Annotated in this window: 12 protein-coding genes; 5 read left to right on the top strand and 7 right to left on the bottom strand. The window is 35.0% G+C overall.

The window, feature by feature from the left end; genetic code table 11:
- Positions 1 to 79: 79 nt before the first annotated feature.
- Positions 80 to 1,165, bottom strand: coding sequence for an ABC transporter permease (locus BK054_RS07210; RefSeq protein ID WP_071307173.1), 1,086 nt, complete (start codon positions 1,163 to 1,165; stop codon positions 80 to 82).
- Position 1,166: 1 nt separating this feature from the next.
- A complete protein-coding gene (locus BK054_RS07215; protein WP_071307174.1) occupies positions 1,167 to 3,401 on the bottom strand; it encodes a carboxy terminal-processing peptidase in 2,235 nt (744 codons plus the stop codon).
- A 340-nt stretch (positions 3,402 to 3,741) separates the two neighbouring features.
- On the opposite strand from BK054_RS07215, the gene surE reads away from it, so the two are divergent.
- The 5 genes from surE to BK054_RS07240 all read left to right on the top strand — a co-directional run bounded on the left by surE (position 3,742) and on the right by BK054_RS07240 (position 8,727).
- A complete protein-coding gene (surE, locus tag BK054_RS07220) occupies positions 3,742 to 4,509 on the top strand; it encodes a 5'/3'-nucleotidase SurE (protein ID WP_006257535.1) in 768 nt (255 codons plus the stop codon).
- Complete coding sequence (locus BK054_RS07225) at positions 4,510 to 4,788, top strand: hypothetical protein (protein ID WP_071307175.1); 279 nt, start codon at positions 4,510 to 4,512, stop codon at positions 4,786 to 4,788.
- Positions 4,789 to 5,913: a lipid-A-disaccharide synthase gene (gene lpxB / locus BK054_RS07230; protein WP_016650100.1), complete on the top strand. Its 1,125-nt coding sequence runs from the start codon at positions 4,789 to 4,791 to the stop codon at positions 5,911 to 5,913.
- Between the two features lie 23 nt (positions 5,914 to 5,936).
- The gene (locus tag BK054_RS07235; protein ID WP_006260523.1) at positions 5,937 to 6,557 is read left to right on the top strand and encodes a C40 family peptidase; all 621 of its coding nucleotides are present in this window, start codon (positions 5,937 to 5,939) and stop codon (positions 6,555 to 6,557) included.
- Positions 6,558 to 6,699: 142 nt separating this feature from the next.
- On the top strand, positions 6,700 to 8,727 hold the full coding sequence (locus BK054_RS07240; RefSeq protein WP_071307176.1) for a ComEC/Rec2 family competence protein: 2,028 nt from the start codon (positions 6,700 to 6,702) through the stop codon (positions 8,725 to 8,727).
- A 5-nt stretch (positions 8,728 to 8,732) separates the two neighbouring features.
- Here BK054_RS07240 and BK054_RS07245 read toward each other — a convergent pair whose 3' ends face one another.
- The 5 genes from BK054_RS07245 to BK054_RS07265 form a co-directional block, all read right to left on the bottom strand.
- Positions 8,733 to 9,185: a thioredoxin family protein gene (locus BK054_RS07245; RefSeq protein ID WP_006257530.1), complete on the bottom strand. Its 453-nt coding sequence runs from the start codon at positions 9,183 to 9,185 to the stop codon at positions 8,733 to 8,735.
- 19 nt (positions 9,186 to 9,204) lie between these two features.
- Entirely contained in the window at positions 9,205 to 11,313 is a 2,109-nt protein-coding gene (locus BK054_RS07250) for a peptide MFS transporter (RefSeq protein ID WP_006260525.1), read from the bottom strand.
- A 707-nt stretch (positions 11,314 to 12,020) separates the two neighbouring features.
- Entirely contained in the window at positions 12,021 to 13,664 is a 1,644-nt protein-coding gene (locus BK054_RS07255) for an MFS transporter (RefSeq protein ID WP_006266225.1), read from the bottom strand.
- Positions 13,665 to 14,187: 523 nt separating this feature from the next.
- Positions 14,188 to 16,839, bottom strand: a complete 2,652-nt coding sequence (locus BK054_RS07260; protein ID WP_232234350.1) for a hypothetical protein — start codon at positions 16,837 to 16,839, stop codon at positions 14,188 to 14,190.
- Positions 16,805 to 17,599 carry a GLPGLI family protein gene (locus BK054_RS07265; protein ID WP_006260528.1) on the bottom strand — a complete coding sequence of 265 codons (795 nt, stop codon included), beginning with the start codon at positions 17,597 to 17,599 and terminating at the stop codon, positions 16,805 to 16,807. The genes BK054_RS07260 and BK054_RS07265 overlap by 35 nt, the downstream gene beginning before the upstream one ends.
- Positions 17,600 to 17,623: the final 24 nt, after the last annotated feature.

Raw genomic sequence — 17,623 nt, forward strand, 5'->3', positions numbered from 1 at the left:
ACCTATTTTGTATACTTTCTTTTCGTTAATATGTCTATCACTTATTCCAGGATAATATGGGAAAAATAAGGATGTGATGTTATTTTCTAACATCAAGGGCATCTCTTAAGGCATTGCCTATCAGCATAAAGCTTATCACTAGTACAAACATAGCAAAGCCTGGTAATAAGGCTAAATAAGGTTTGCCTAATAAGATATAGTTATAGTTTTCTTTAATCATGGCACCCCAACTAGGTGTAGGTACTTGTGTTCCTAATCCTAAGAAACTTAGTCCACTCTCTACTAGGATGGCAGAAGCAAAGTTAGCAGCTGAAATTACGATGACTGGAGCCATACAGTTTGGCAAGATGTGCTTAGTAATGATTCTGTAGTTAGAATAGCCTAAAGCATGGGCAGCAGTTACGTATTGTTGTTCTTTTACACTGATTACTTGTCCTCTAACTACACGAGCTACTTCTACCCACATCGTTAGTCCAACAGCGATGAATACTTGCCAAAAACCTTTGCCTAAGGCTAAAGTAATAGCAATCACTAGCAGTAGGGTAGGTATAGACCAAAACACATTAATCAACCAAAGAATAAAGGCATCTATCTTTCCTCCAAAGTAACCTGCTATAGCGCCTAATGTGATCCCTATCACTAGAGAGATTAGTACAGCTACAAAGCCTATAGATAAAGATACACGTGCGCCAATAACTAGTCTACTTAGGTAGTCTCTTCCTTGGTTATCTGTACCTAGCCAATATTTCTTTTGTTTGATAATCTCGGATTCTTTAGCGTTGTTTAAAGAACTCAGCGCTATGCTTTTAGTTTCTTCTAGTTGTGGTTGGTTACTATACCCCTTATAGAATAGGGTATCGTTAGTAATGTGATATTCACTAATAGGGATAAATCTAGTAGCTTCTTCTCTTCCAAACCAAAGCTCACTCCAAGTGCGATTCGTGTCTGTAAGAATAGTGATAGTAGATACTGTAAAACCTGGGCTCTGAGAACGAAGGGCAAGGTCTCCTGCGTTAGCGTTCTTAGAGTTGTCAGGGATAATGAAGTAAGCAAAGGCTGCTACGATAGCAATACTTACAATAATCCAAAAACACAAAACGCCCCAAAAATCTTGTTTGAATTTTTGGAGCGCAATCTGTGTATATGATTTGCTAGTGTGAGACATTCTATAATTTAGAACTTACGTTGTTTTTATCACCACTTACTTTATATATTTTCTTTGTGTCTAAGTCTTTTAAGATTTTCACACCTTCTTCGATATAGACATCGCCATTTAGCATCTCATGCCATCTATCTCTTTTGCTTTCAAGTATTGTATCGTTCTTGATTCTAGCTAATTCGCTAGGTAAAGAAGTAAATTTCAATTCGTTTTTATACTTAGAAATAGCTTTGAATTTCTTAGCTTTCTCTTCTACTTCTTTTTGTTTTGCACGATATTTCTCAAGGCTTAATGGAACTTCTTTTTCATCTTTTCTTTCATTGATCCATTGCGCGTTCTCGTCAATCAATTTGAATTGCTCATTAAGGGCAATACGTTCTTTACTTGACTTGATAACAGCAGAGAAATCATTGTTATACGGAGTATAAGTAGCTCTTTCTATCTTGTCCCATGGCATTGCGTTATCCATATCTCTTTCTCCCATGTCGATATAAGAATATCTGTCTGGCAATACGATATCACTCAGTACTCCTTCGCGTTGAGTAGAACCACCATTGATACGGTAGAACTTCTGTAGTGTTACTTTTAAAGCACCTAAATCGCCATAAGGTTGTTTTCTTAATAGGTCATTAAGTGTTATTAAGTTTTGTACAGTTCCTTTACCATACGTGTGTTTACTACCGATGATAACTCCACGCTTATAATCTTGGATAGCTGCTGCAAAGATTTCAGAAGCAGAAGCAGAGAAGTTATTCACTAATACAACTAATGGACCTTCCCATACGATAGGGGTATCTTTATCATCTAGTACTTTTTGTTTTCCTCTAGAAGATTTCACCTGTACTACAGGACCTTCTTTAGAGAATAACCCAACCATTTTGATAACTGTCTCTAATGAACCTCCACCATTGTTTCTAAGGTCCATAATGATACCGTCTATGTTCTGTTGTTTTAGTTCTTTAATTTCTTTTTCAACGTCTGTAAATGCGTTACGACTGTCTTTGTTCTCAAAGTCAATGTAGAATTTAGGTAAATGAATAACCCCATATTTCTTATCACCATCTTGGATAACACTTGACTTAGCGTAAGTTTCTTCCATTTCGATAACTTCACGCATTACAGGGATAACCTTAATCGTTCCGTCTATTTTCTTAATCGTTAAGAATACTGTAGTGTTCTTTTTCCCTTTGATCAGTTTTACAACGTTGTCTAGACGCATACCTACGATGTCGATAGGCTCTTCATCTTTAGTCTGACCAACTTTAAGGATAATATCTCCAGTTTCGATTTCTTTACCTCTCCAAGCAGGTCCACCTGGTACAAGTTCATTAATCTCTACACCTTCTGATTTTTTGCGTAAAACAGCACCAATCCCTTCGAAGCTACCACTCATGCTAGCATCGAACTTCTCCTTGTCTTCAGGAGCAAAATAGAAAGTATGCGGGTCAAAACGCTCTACAATAGAATTTAAGTAGATAGCAAACCAGTCTTTTCTTTCAAGGTCTTTAATGAATTCGAAAACTTCATCATACGATTTTAAAGCACTTTCACGAGCCTCTTTTTCAAGCTGTTCAAAAGATTTCTTTTCAACAGGCTTTTTGTCTTTTGCTTTTTTATCTGTTTTCTTTTCTTCTTTAATGATAGGCTCTCCGAACTCGTCAAACTCTTCTTCTTCCTCTACTTTACCTTCTTGTATTTTAAGATTGTCAGTAATGGTAGATAAGACATTAAGTTTTAGTAGTTTTTTCCAACGCTCTTTTAATTCTTCCGCATCTTTAGCGTAGCCGATATTGTCATAGTCAGCATTTAATACATCGTCTGATTCGAATTCGAATGGTTGTTCAAGAACTTCCGTATAAATACCTTTAGCTTCATTCATACGTTGAGTAATACGCTCATAAGTCAGGTCAAAGAAAGAAAGTTCCTTTAACTGAATCATGTCGTCGATTAAGTACTCATATTTAGAAAACTCATCAATATCCGATTGTAAGAAATATCTCTTCATTGGATCCAATGCTTTTAGATATTCTTTATATACAGTAGCAGAGAATTTATCATCAATCTTTGCTGGATTATAATGTGTGTTTTCTAATATATACGTTACTAATTCTAAAAGAAGCTGATCTTTTTCAGGCGTATCTTTTTGCTGTTTAGGCATAAAACTCCACAGAAGAGCAGACACTCCGATAAGTAGAAGTATAACCTTATAATTTCTTTTCATAAATAGCTTAAAAGTATTCATTAATTAGTTTTGAACTAAAGTAGTTAAAAAAGTAAATATTTATACGATAAGGTCGATAATTATTTGTTAAAACACATAATCGTATAAAAATCCGTAGTTGTTATATGCTTAAACCCAAAATCCGCATCAGTCAAATACTGCAAAGTAATTCTACTTTATAGCTCCTTCATTAGCTCTAAAACCATACTAGTGTATGCTTGTATCACTAATTCTGACCTATTTTGTATAATTACTTTTCGTCTATATGTCTATCACGTATTTTCGGTTAAAACTAAGTAATTTCACAAACAAAATAACATATAATCCTTACATTAGCGAATGTAATTAAAATAAATATATGATGCAAAGACCTTTAATACTTGTTACAAATGATGATGGTATCACAGCACCAGGAATGAGAGCCTTGATAAGTGTGATGAAAGAGATAGGAGAAGTAGTGGTAGTTGCCCCAGATAGTGCTCAATCTGGAATGGGGCATGCTGTAACGATCAATAATACGCTTACGTTAGAAAAAGTAAATATCGACCCAGAGATAGAATTAGAATACGCTTGTTCAGGTACACCAGTTGACTGTGTAAAGATAGCGCTAGGACAAATACTAGAAAGAACACCTGATCTGTGTGTGTCTGGTGTAAATCACGGTTCTAACTCTTCTATCAATGTTATTTATTCAGGAACGATGAGTGCTGCACTAGAAGCAGGGATGAGTGGTATACCTGCAATAGGTTTCTCTTTATTAGATTTTAGTTGGAGTGCAGATTTTGAACAAATAAAACCTTTTATAAAAAAGATTACAACAGAGGCACTTAAACATGGGATTCCAAAAGACGTGGTGTTGAATGTAAACTTCCCAAAGTTAGCTACTGAAGATATTAAAGGAATAAAAGTGTGTAGACAAGCTAAGGCTACATGGGTGGAGAACTTCGATAAACGAGTTAGCCCTCATGGAAAAGAGTACTACTGGTTAGTAGGAGAATTCGTTAACCAGGATAAAGGAGAAGATACAGATGAATGGGCATTGCGAAATGACTATATCTCTATCGTACCAGTGCAATTTGACTTAACAGCACATCAAGTATTAGAACGTATTAATAGATGGGATCTGTAGATGAAAGATAGAATTGTTCATATTCTAATCGGTTTTGTTGGAGGCGTAGTGGCTACTGTAGTTGGTATAGAGCTTTATTTGTTGTTGTTTACTAACTATGAGTTGTTTAGTGATTTTAGTTTCATTAATAACATAGGGTTGGTAGGAAGAATAACAGCGATAGGGAGCTTACTTAATTTGCTATTGTTTACGTTTTTTATTAATCGCAGATTAGATTTTATGGCTAGAGGTTGTATTTTAGCCGTAATTATTTTAACCATAATAACACAGTTAGTGTAGATGAAGTATTATATAATAGCAGGAGAGGCATCAGGGGATCTACATGGATCTAATCTTATGCGATCTATATACAAGAAAGACCCTGAGGCAGAGATACGCTTTTGGGGAGGAGATTTAATGCAACAGGTAGGCGGTAAGCTCGTGAAGCATTATAAAGATCTTGCTTTTATGGGATTTGTTGAAGTGGTACAAAATCTAGGAACAATATTGCGCAATATTAAGTTCTGTAAAAAAGATATCGCATCTTTTAATCCAGATGTATTAGTGTTTATTGATTACCCCGGCTTTAATATGCGAATAGCTAAATGGGCAAAGAAAATAGGTATAGAAACACATTATTATATCTCACCTCAAATATGGGCTTGGAAGGAGAATCGAATCAATGATATCAAAAGAGATTTTGATTTTATGTATGTAATTCTGCCTTTCGAAAAGGATTTTTATGAGAAGAAACATAATTACCCTGTAACCTTTGTAGGACACCCATTAATTGATGCTATTGCAAATTACCGTGCACAGGAGCATGAGGACTTTAGAAAAAAGCACAATTTAGATGATAGACCAGTGATTGCGTTATTACCTGGTAGTAGAAAGCAGGAGATCAGTAGATTATTAAATGAAATGCTTTCTGTAATACATCATTACCCACAATATCAATTTGTAATAGCTGGTGCTCCAGGACAAGAAGCTTCATTCTATGAGACTTTTATAAAAGATCAAAATATTTCGTTTGTATTTAATGAAACGTATGCTTTATTGAATATTGCCCATGCCGCATTAGTGACTTCAGGTACAGCAACGTTAGAAACAGCATTGTTTAGTGTGCCACAGGTTGTTTTATATAAAGGGAATCAAGTATCTTATGAAATAGCTAAACGAATTATAAAATTAAAGTATATTTCTCTCGTAAACCTAATTATGGATGACGATGTGGTTGTAGAGTTGATTCAAGGGGATTGTAATGCTGTGAGAATAGAGCAAGAATTCGCAAAAATCATACAAGGTGAAAAAAGAAATGAAATATTGTTAAAATATAAAGAATTAATTCGTAATTTAGGCGGTCAAGGAGCGAGTGATTATGTTGCGGATGAAATAATAAAAAATCATATGACAAAAAGAAGTTAGTTAACCACCACAAAATAACCAATATGAAAAAGTTTACATTATTATTAATCAGTGTTTTGGGCCTTTCTGGTTTCCATACAATAGAAGCGAAGACAACAAGTAAAGCTGTTTATAGTAGCCCTGTTAAAAAGAAACCTACAGCCGTTATCGCTGAGAGTAAAAATGTAGATGATAAAATACAAGCAGAATTAGACGCTTTATTAGGTGACTTTATGGAGGAGGCAAAAGAAGCAAAGGGGGAGTACTTCGATAATTTGACTAGTCAAGTGTTGAATACCGCTTTTGATTATGAAGGTGTGCGTTATAGATATGGTGGAATGAGTAGAAAAGGTATGGACTGCTCTGGTCTAGTGATGACTGCTTTCGGAGATACTAGTGTGAATCTGCCACGTACCTCAAGTGAAATGGCTCAAGTAGGTGAACGTGTGAGAAAAGCAGAAGCACAGACAGGTGATCTGATCTTCTTTAAAACTCGTGGCAATAGAATTAGTCATGTAGGAATAATCACTGAAGTATTAGATGACGAAATTAAGTTCATTCATTCTTCAACTAGTAAAGGAGTAATTGTGTCTTCAACAAAAGAAAATTACTATAGTAGAACTTTCGCACAGATTAACCGTGTTGTTCTAGAAAGTATGAATTAAGATTACAAGAATTCAAAAAATAATATTAAGCTCTATCCATCAGGATAGGGCTTTTTTTATGGTATTCACTATATTTTTAGAATTGCTGATACTAATCAAAGAATCAGTTATTTTGGAAAGGGTTTTGATACTTATTGTAAGTATGAAGCCTATTAAATTCTCTTTTTTATTTTATTCTCTATTCCTTTTTTTGGGAATATACTTAGACTTACCTATAAGTACTTTTTGGGTGATAGCCACTTTATGTATTCTTCTATTTGTATTGACAATGTCATTAATGAATAGATATGTACATTTTCCGTCTTGGTTTACGGGGAGTAAGGATATTGTATTATTTGTCAGTCTCTTTTTCTTTTTAGGTGTTGGGTTAAAAGGTTTGGTTAAGAATCAATATGATTCTGAGTTACTAAAAATAGAGACATATCTAAATAAGCCTAAAAATAGTAGAATAGATATAAAAATAACAGAGACTCTTAGTAATAAAACGAACAAACGATTTATAGGAGAATTGATTAGAGTAGGTGATACAGTGTGCAGTAATAAGGTTGCTCTTTATTTTAATGAGCGTCAAGATTCACTTGTAGTAGGAGATGTCATTAGTTATTATGGCAGGGTAGGGAGTATACAACAACCGAAGAACTTTGGCCAGTTTGATTATCGAAAGTATATGCAAGGTAAGGGAATCTTTATTCAAAGTTTTGTAGGAGATTACTTTGTAGTAGGACATGGAGTACATTGGCGATATGAAATTTTAAAGATAAGGAGGTATTTAATAGACAAGATATATAGCGACTTTATTGTTCTTAACGAGAATACTAAAGGTCTATTAATGGCTCTGTTAGTAGGGGAAAAGTCATATATAGACTCTACTATTATTAATCAGTTTAAGGAAGTAGGTGTTATGCATGTATTAGCTATTTCAGGATTGCATGTAGGACTTATCTACTTAGTTCTTGCCCGAAGTTTATTCTTTTTACCTAAGAAGATAAGGAGTATTGTGATACTTGTATTGCTGTGGTTCTTTGTCTTTTTATCAGGTTTCTCAGCTTCAGTATTTAGAGCGGTCCTCATGTTTACGATTTACCTTGTTAGTCAACTCCTAAGAAGAAATCAGAATTTAGAGCACAGTATCGGTTTAGCCTTATTCTGTAGTCTATGTATATATCCTTATTGGGTATATGATCTCGGTTTTCAGTTAAGTTATTTAGCTGTTATTAGTATAGTCTATATTCACCCTCTATTTAAGAAGCATTATTCTAAGCATAAAATAATCCAGTATATTCAAGGAATTATTTATATCTCCATAAGTGTACAGATTGGTTTGATACCTATTCAGTTATATTATTTTCAGCAGTTTTCTTTTCTGTTTTTATTAGCTAATCTAATTGTCATACCGTTAATAACAGTACTTATTATTTTAGGGATGGTCTATTTGATTGTGATGTGGATTGAAAGTATATCTATAGCAGTTGGTTTTTGCCTTAATGTGTTAACGGATCTAATGTACCGCTTAATAGAACTAGTGTATCGTTTGGATTATTTCTCTTATCAGAATGTACAGATAGGCTTTACACAAATGTCTTTAATCTTGATTCTTATAGGAGGAGTATTACTTACTTATTATCAGAAGAAATTGAGATATATAGTAGTAGGGGTATTACTATGTAGTGCTTTACAGCTAGGTGCTACTTTAGGATCGAGTAAAGAAGATACTTTGGATACTGAAATTGTGGTTCCATTCATGTCTAATAAGAATAATAGATCAATATGGATTAGAGACTATGATACTGTACATGTATTAATGAATCTTATTGATAGTACTGACCAGAGATATCTACGTGATTTAGATAAATATGTACAAGAGTATGGTTTAGATAAAGTCATGTACCATCCATTAGAGGGGATCGTACCGAATACTCAAGACAAATTGCTAATTATAGATACTGATAGGATAGCGTATAATGGAGTATTAGATGCTTCTGTTGTATTATTCTCTGGGCAACCTAATATTAACTTTGAGCGAATGCTAGAAGTGAGGTTACCTAAATTAGTGATCTTTCATAATTCAGTCCCTTTTTGGTTTAAGAGAAAGTGTATTGATATATGTGTAAAAAAGAATATCCCTTTCCATGATATGTATGAAAAGGGATATTGGTCTTCTTTATTATAATGATCTTAAATCTGTTGTAATAGTTGTTGAGGGGTTTGGTACCCAACGATTACTTTAGTCACATCACCTTTTGTACCGAAGATAACCATAGAAGGGTATCCAGGTATTCTTAAGAACATCGTGAAGTCATGTGTAGCATTTCTACCTTTTCTTTCACTGTTGTATCCAGGGTTTGTGTACTTTGTTCCTTTGTAGTTTATTTCTTCATTACCTTCTGCATCAAATTTCACAGCATAGTAATTCTTGTTGATATACTCGATTACTTTAGCATCACTAAAAGTATTTTTGTCCAGCATTTTACAAGGTCCACACCAGTCAGTAAAAGCATCCATAAAGATAGGTTTAGCTTCTTTCTTTTGTGCTGCGATAGCTTCGTTAAACGACATCCATTTTATTTCTTGAGCATTAGCTGTTAATCCTAAGAAAGTAATGGTAAGTAATAAAAACAGTTTTTTCATATTTCTTTTAATATTGTTATTATTTGACCCCGTGCATTAATTTCTTCAACACTGGGTTAAGAGCAATAACTAACAATCCCGCTACAATAGGCACTATAGTGAAGATTAAGAAGAATACTGATAATGAGTATTGTTCTGTAATAGTTTCTATTTGTCCACCTAATGTGGCAGCTAAATTGTTTCCAATTGCGATTGCAAGATACCACATTCCGAACATTAGTGCAATCATTCTTGCAGGAACTAATTTAGAAACATACGATAATCCTACAGGTGATGAGAATAATTCTCCTAATGTATGGAAGAAGTAAGCAAAAACTAACCACATCATAGATACTCTCGTACCTTCTGTAATTCCATGTGATCCATATGCTAATACTCCGAATCCGATAGCCATAATAATTAATCCTAGTCCATACTTAATAGATGCAGGAGGGTTAAATCTAGAATCCCATAACTTAGATACTAGAGACGCTAATGCAATAATAAAGAATGAATTAAGGATAGAGAACCACGAAGCTGTTATCTCTACTTGATTATCTTTTATTTCTGTTATCTCTGCTTGTACTATTTCAGTTTCTTTATTTGCTTCAGTAAACTGTTTAGTTAGATGTTCTTTTTGTTTACTATCAAGGATATTAAAGTTACCTAACTCTTGAAAGATTTCTACTTTATCCCCTTTCGTTAATGTTGCTAACTGTGATACTACAGCAGTATGTTTGACCACATTATCTCCTTCTTTAGGTTGGTTAGCAGCATGTATCGCTTTATAGTCATAGATAGGCTCATTGTGCTTATCTAGAATAGGCTTACCTTCTCTGTCTACTTTTTGAACTTGGATTGCATCATAAGTAACTTCGTATGCATGTAATGACCAGTCTCTGTTAAGCATCCAGATAGCTGATGCCCATACTCCCACAAAAGTAATCGCTAATATAATGTTAGATAGTAACGCTTTCTTAATTGTCTGTTTTGCTAATAAAATAAGTACCCAAGAGATAATTAGTAAGGGCACTATCGTCAGTAATGAGTTGAAGATATTAAATAATAATGCTTTGTCTCCAGATAGAATTCTCTGTGTATTATCACGTGCGAAGATGATTAGCGATGTAGCTCCTTGTTCAAACGACATCCAGAAGAATATCGTAAAGAAAGCAAAGATGATAACCGCTATCATACGATCTCTAACTACTTTAGCATATCTCATTATTCGTGATATAATTAACCACATCAATATTAATAGTCCTGTGACAACAACTACTGCCTGACCATCCATACCGAATATTTCAGCAGGGAATAATCTAATCTTACCTACGATATAGAATACATCACTAAATGCATATAAGAATCCAATGATAGTAGTAATAGCTATAAGTATGTAGTCTAATGTAGTAAATGGATTGCGTTTCAGTTCATCCTGTTGAGCAGGTGTTAAGTCTTTCGTATCTACAGGTGTGTCTTCTTTTATTTCTGTAGATGTATTAGGAACATCACCTATAGCTCCGAAGATAGGTTTAGCAAACCAAAATTGTAGTGTACCTAGTAACATGAAGATACCTGCTAAACCAAATCCATAGTGCCATCCGATACGCTCTCCGATATATCCACATAGCATCATACCAAAGAATGCTCCTGCATTAACTCCCATGTAGAAGATTGTATAAGCTCCATCTTTTTTCTCAGGGAATGATTTATACATCTCTGATAGGATAGAAGTCATATTTGGTTTAAAGAATCCTGTACCTACTACTAATAGTACTAATCCTAGATACATAAAGAACTCTGTCTCAAAAGTCATAGAGGCATGCCCTAGCGTCATAATTAGTGAACCAATTACTACAGCCCATCTATAACCTAGATATTTATCTGCTAGGATACCTCCGAAGATAGGGGTAATGTATAATAACATGGCATAAGTAGCGAATATAGCTCCTGCATCTACTACACTCATTTCCCATCCAGGGTTGAGGCCTATGACAGACATGGTTAAGAATTGAATCAATAATACGCGCATTCCGTAGAATGAGAATCGCTCCCACATCTCTGTAAAGAAGAGAACGAATAATCCTGAAGGATGTCCCAGAACTTTACTGTCGAAGAAGTTCGGCCGGTCAGTAGTAGAGTTTTCCATAATGTAATTTTAAAAGTCTAGTTTGTGGTTAGTTATAAGATTGTGTTTAAGACATAATCTCATGTCATAAAGGCTAAAAATAGTAAAATAAACTTAAGATTAATTGTTTTACTAAAAAATATAAATAGTTTTTAGTGAGAGATTAGTATTTATAGTTCGTTTTTATTCACTATTCTTAATTCTATTGGTTCATATTGCGATATGATAGAATAAAGTATAATCAGATTAAGTGTTTTTATATAAAATAGTAATTGTTGTAAAATAAAGTAATTTGCGGTTATGCTAAATTTAGCATACTAATCTGTAATGAAGAGTTGATCCTAACTTCGTCAGCATATAACTATATTGAGATCATGATGATATACTTCTATATAGATTATTCGGGTAGAGATAGAGTATCATTCGGTAAAGTACCTTTTATCCCTTGTAGTTATTAGTTATTACCGAATGATTTCCGAAGTTACTTCATTTTGTTTAATGATAGTGGTTGAATATGAGGTTGTTAATGTTTTATTGAACGTTCAGAATAGGGCAATAAGAGATTATGGAGTCATTAACTCCAAATGAGGGCATTAGTAGACGATTTGTTGTTAGTTGTGTTTATAGAAGTTGATATGGAGCCTCTTTAGCACACGCTAGTATAGAGAACTAGATAATGTATAAACATAAAAAAACGCCTTAGATTACTAAGGCGTTTATATGAGTATTTATTGATTTGCTTTTTTCTGTTCTAGAGGTCTGATGACTAGTCTGTCGTAGATGACTAGTGTGACCACAGAGAACATCCCGATACCGAATACCACATACCATATCTTGTTTGGATTATAAGTGCTCCATAGCATATCTACCATCTCCCAGTGAGACATGCTTAACTTCTGTTCTGCTAAAGCGAAGTATTCATTCTTAGAGAATGGGAAGTGTACTTGGCTAATGTCAATACCTTTATTGATAGCGTATTCTTTAAAAGAGGTAGCCACTTGTGACCAATCTACGCTGTCCGCTTTAAGGTTAAACTGTTTTTCGAAGGCAGATAGGGACATATTTAGAGTCTTTGATCCTTGTTCTATAAATTGTTCATGTGTTACCACTTCCGGCATTTCGATGCTTCTAGTAGCCATCTCACGTTTTAGTAGTGATAGTTTATCTGACCATGATTGGTATAGACTTCCTGAGATAAAACTTGTCACGAAGTAACTAGCTGCCACAGGTAAGAAGTAAGTCCCTTGATATAATCCGTCTTTTCCTTTAGGAGTAATTAACGCGATGAATGATGATACAGTAGGACTAGACATCATCTCTCCGATAGAGAAGATCATCGTACCTAATATAGTAAACAGTGGATTGTGCGTATAGAACGTAAGTCCTACTCCTATACTCGCGATTATAGCACCTCTGATTACTGCGTTGATATGGCGCATCTTCGTCACGAAGAATGAGATCGTCACCTGACAAATGATAATCATGAATGAGTCAACATTAGTGAACCACTCAGGTTTTACCTGTCCATCTTGAGTCATAAGAGTACCTAAGAACGGAATGTTTTCGTTTAGCCAATCACTGATAGATGATGAGTTCACCCAGTCTTCGATGAAGTTAGGCAGTGTGTTGAACAGTTGGTTAAACATCGTCCAGAACCCAATCATTAATAATAATAGTATTCCTAGACGTACATCTTTTAGCGCTTCGAAGATCCCTAATACAGAATCTTTAATCGCTTTACCGATAGAATCTTTAGGCTTCTCTACTTTAGGATCCTTATAGAATAGTAATAGGATTACTAGGTTGATCGCGATCACGATAGCAGCTTGGATAAAGATGATTCTCCATCCATATGTAGTACGTAAGCCTGATGACATCGCAGGTCCGATAAACCCTCCGATATTAACCATCATGTAGAATATACCGAAACCTAGTGTACCCGTAGACTTATCTGTATCTCTAGCGATGATAGCTGAGGCTACAGGCTTAAAGAAGGCTGCACCTACTGCTACTAGTAGGAATACTAGGTATACACTCCAGTAGCTACTTACTTCTCCTAGTAGATAGTATCCAGTGATCATGATGATGAAGGAGATCATTAGAGATAGTTTATATCCTATACGATCTGCTATCACACCGAATAGGAGCGGTAGGAAGTATAATATACCTACTATATTCCCCATGATATTTCCTTTCTGTACGTGGTCAAAGCCCAGTCCTCCTGTATCAGTAGAACCTACTAGATATAACCCTAATAGGGTGTATATCCCATACCATGCCCAGCGTTCCATCAACTCCATAAAGCTGGCTATCCAGAAATTCTTTTTGAATGACAGTAGTGTTTGAACGAATGATTTATTATTCTCAGACATAATTGTTAGGGTAGTTTAATTGAGGAGTGTAAGTTAAAGGGTAAATTTTAGTTAGCCAATGTTTTTTTGTGTTTTGTTTGGCTGTGGTTTTGAGCTGTATTTATGTCCATGTCTTAGGTTATAGGTTAGGGGTAGAATACAGTGTATCTCTGTTAAATATGGAATGTAAAGGAACTGTATACAGTTAGCACAGTGTCCCACTTTCTACTACCATATAAGGGCAATAGTAGTCATCAAGAGTCAAAATAATCAGTATTTAAAATCAACGTAGGAGGATGTGATAAGTTTGTCCTGAGATTATTCTCATTCGTTCTTTGATATAGTGAAATGAAAAAGCGCTTTAGGCAACTAAGGCGCTTTTATTATATTAAACCAAAATCTACATTAGTCAAATACTACAAAGCCATTCTACTTCATAGCTCTTTCATTAGCTCTAAAACCATACTATAGTATGCTTGTCTCGCTAATTCAGACCTATTTTGTATAATTACTTTTCGTTGATATGTCTAGTGCAAATTTTGGTTTAAAAAGAATAATTTACACTGAGTAGTAGTTGTCTTCCTAATAGCTTATAGGTCGTAGAGGTACTGCTGTAGTCTGTTAAGGCGTAGTTTGCATACGTCTTAGTATTAAAGAGGTTCGTTAACTCTAGACGAGCGTTCCACTTCGACTTATTAGGGATATACGCAATATTAAAGTCTAAAAAGGTATAATACTTACGTGTAGGTGCCACCTTATCGAAAGAATATAACTCACTGATAAGGTTTAAGAAGAAGGTATCTTTCAGTTTATATTTAGCAGTCAGTTTAGTTTCTGTGTCTATAAAGCGCTCAGTGCTAATGATGTTCATATATGTAGTAAACCAATTCGTACTTATGGCATAGTTAAGCCTTGATCTAAGGTTAGACTTCAGTTCTATTCCATAGGTAAGTGATGTACTTCTGACCCGTCTCGTGTCAGAATCATTTAGTGTGTTATAGAAGTCAGCTTGATTGGTGTTTAGACTCAGTTTTAGGTTGTGTTTTAGCTTTTGGAAGTAATATTCTGTAGAGGCTAGTATGAAGTAGCTCTCATTGTTCTTTATAGTAGATATATGGCTCTTCGTATGATTAGGATAGATATAGTTATTCTGTGTATAAAAGTCGTTGTACTTATTATACGATATCGTCACCGTAGAGAATGACCTATCATGGTAGTTCCCTAATGTATAGGTTAGACCTACTGCATTATTTGTGAAAGGATCAAGGTTCGTAGCTCCTCTTAAGAAGCTTCTATACGATGTCTGTATATACCCATCATAGGTTTTGGCAGCATTGATATTGGTATAACCGTATTTATAATAGATGTCTATTTTGTTCTTGTCATTAATTCTTTTCTCGATAGAGAAGTGTGGGCTTATGACTAACTTCTGAAGGCTGTTATTCGTAGTTATTGATTTCAGTCTATTGTCAAATAAGGAAGCCGAGATACTTGTCCCCATACTCCACGTACCCCATGTCATCTTCGTCAATGCTTTTGCATAGAGTTCGTTTACTTTTAAGGTTGAGTTATTCTTGTTAGTATAGGTGTCATCATCTGCTAAGTTGTTTAGACTGTAGAGATGTGTGTTCGTGTTCGTATTCCCTAGCGTGATGTGAAGTAGGTGGTTACCTTTCATCATTCCTTTATAACTAGCCTGTATAGTGTGATAGTTCATTTTATTCTGAACGAGTTGACAGAATGGGGCTGTCGCATCCTGTATATAGATATTAGGTGTATTGATATAATCCTGAGTGTTCTGCTCATAGATATTCTTATAGCTAAGCACTAAAGCTTCTCTATCAGATAGTTTAGTGGTGTACTCTAAGTTCTGTTCTACTCTTTTGTTCTGATTATCTAGAGCTTGATTATTCGAAATATCGTTGTAGCGTACATCACTATTGATTTTACTATTTGAGATATTGCCTTTTAGATCATATTTCAGTGTAGAGGTTTTATTGATATCGTAGACCATATCTCCTTTTAGAAACGAGAAGTTACTTCTGTTCTTATTGTTCATCATTTCTATATTGTGATAGGAATGATCTGGAGTATATAGAGTCTGATCCATAGACCTTTTGCCTAGTAGAGTCTCTTTATTAAACAGTCCTGATATCTTCACTTCTACTTTAGGAGATAGAGTCACAGCCGTGTTGATAGAAGCAAACTGGTTATTGTTATCCTTATATCGATGGTTTCTGAGGCTTAGTGAGATATTGTCAATATTGATAGGATTAGATAGGGCAGTAGGAGTTGCTATTTCCCCTTTATTACTATTTAGAAACGAGCTAAGGTCGCCCGTAGCATCATAGCTAATATTGTTAGACTGTAAGATAGAGTAGAACTTCGTCTTTTTGCCAAAGTTCATGATGTTTGATCTTACACCATGTACCTCTTTATCACGTACACCAGCTCCCGCCTCGACATTGCCAAACCATACACGCTTAGCCTTTTCACTGAGTTTAAGGTTAAGTGCTATTTTCTTAGCAGGGTTTAGATCTGTCAGGTGTTTGTTCTCAGAATAATTTTGTAATAGTTCTACTTCTTCTACCGGATTGACAGGCATATTCTTAGTCAGCACTCTGTATCCTCTATCGAAGAGGTCTGTGCCATCTACCATGACCTTTTCTACTTCTTGATTATTGACACTGATCTTCCCATCAGTACTAATCTCTAGCCCTGGTAGGTTCTTGAGTAGGTCTTCGATGACGCGTTCATCTCCTTTAGAGAACTGTTTGACATTATAGACTACAGTATCCTTCTTCACTGTGATGGGTGAAGTAGCCTTAATGGTGATCTCGTTGAGTACTTCCGCAGAAGAGAGTAGGTATAGGGATGTGTCTAGGCCATAGTTGTTCTTAGTAGCATCTAGGGCAATAGTCGTTTTCTCTATTCCTATTTTTTGTATCGTAAGTTGAGAGGCAGTAGGGTGGTTCACTACATTCTTAAACTCTACTAGTCCTTCATTGTTAGAGGAGGTATACGCTAAGGTTTTATTGTTTTGATCTTGTAGAAATACTGTTGCACGGATTATCTCTACACCCTGACTATCTAGTAGTCGTGTAGAGATATGCTGTGCTTGCGTAGTTAAAGTAAACAGAACAAGTAATATAAAAGTTATGTTATTCTTCCCACTCATATTTGCGTTCGAGTTCACTGTTTTTTAAACGTTCAAATTGATTAGGATCTGTCATGACCTCGAGTATCTCTACGCCAGGTATATTGCCAAAAGGATTGCGATGAGGGCCATTGACTAGTCTATCAAGCTCTTTGTAGTATTTCTCTTGAAATGATTGGATAGACTCGTTGGCACGACTAACGTCATATCTAAAAGGTAATATCTTGAATTTGTTGACTTCTATATTCTGTATGCTCCAATGGTATCTGTGTTCATCATCATAGAGCTCAAATACTAAACCAGGTAAGTTATTGAACTTCCAAGGGCCTACTTGTACAGGATAGTCAGTAGAGTACCATGCCGTATAGTTTCTCCCTCTAAAGCTTAATGTAGCCTTGTGAAGTGCGATTTGTTCTGCATTGGTTTTGGTCTCATCGTGTAGTTGCCAATCCATTTGAGGAATATCTTCCTTGATAAAGTATCGCGCTTCCCAAGGCTTTATTCTTGAATAGAGCAGGTTCTTCTTAAAGTCAAAGTAGAAGAACTCTTCAAATTCTTGTTTATCGTAAATCACTATTTCATTTGGCTCTCTGGGAGGCTCTTTAGTGAATTTGTATTTGCCATTAATGTATAGACTTTTATCTTCTTTAGGGCTAATGTATAGTTTGTCTTCTGCTGAGATGATATGAGCATCAGAAGTTGTTGTCTTTAGATAAGTGATGCCGTAATTGGTATCTTGGGCATATCCAATAACACATAAGAATAGAATAATAAATAAGTAATAGGTTGATTTATACATATCTAAGTTTTAGTTCTTGTTAGA

The sequence above is a fragment of the Myroides sp. ZB35 genome, from assembly GCF_001865835.1.
GTDB lineage: Bacteria > Bacteroidota > Bacteroidia > Flavobacteriales > Flavobacteriaceae > Flavobacterium > Flavobacterium odoratimimum.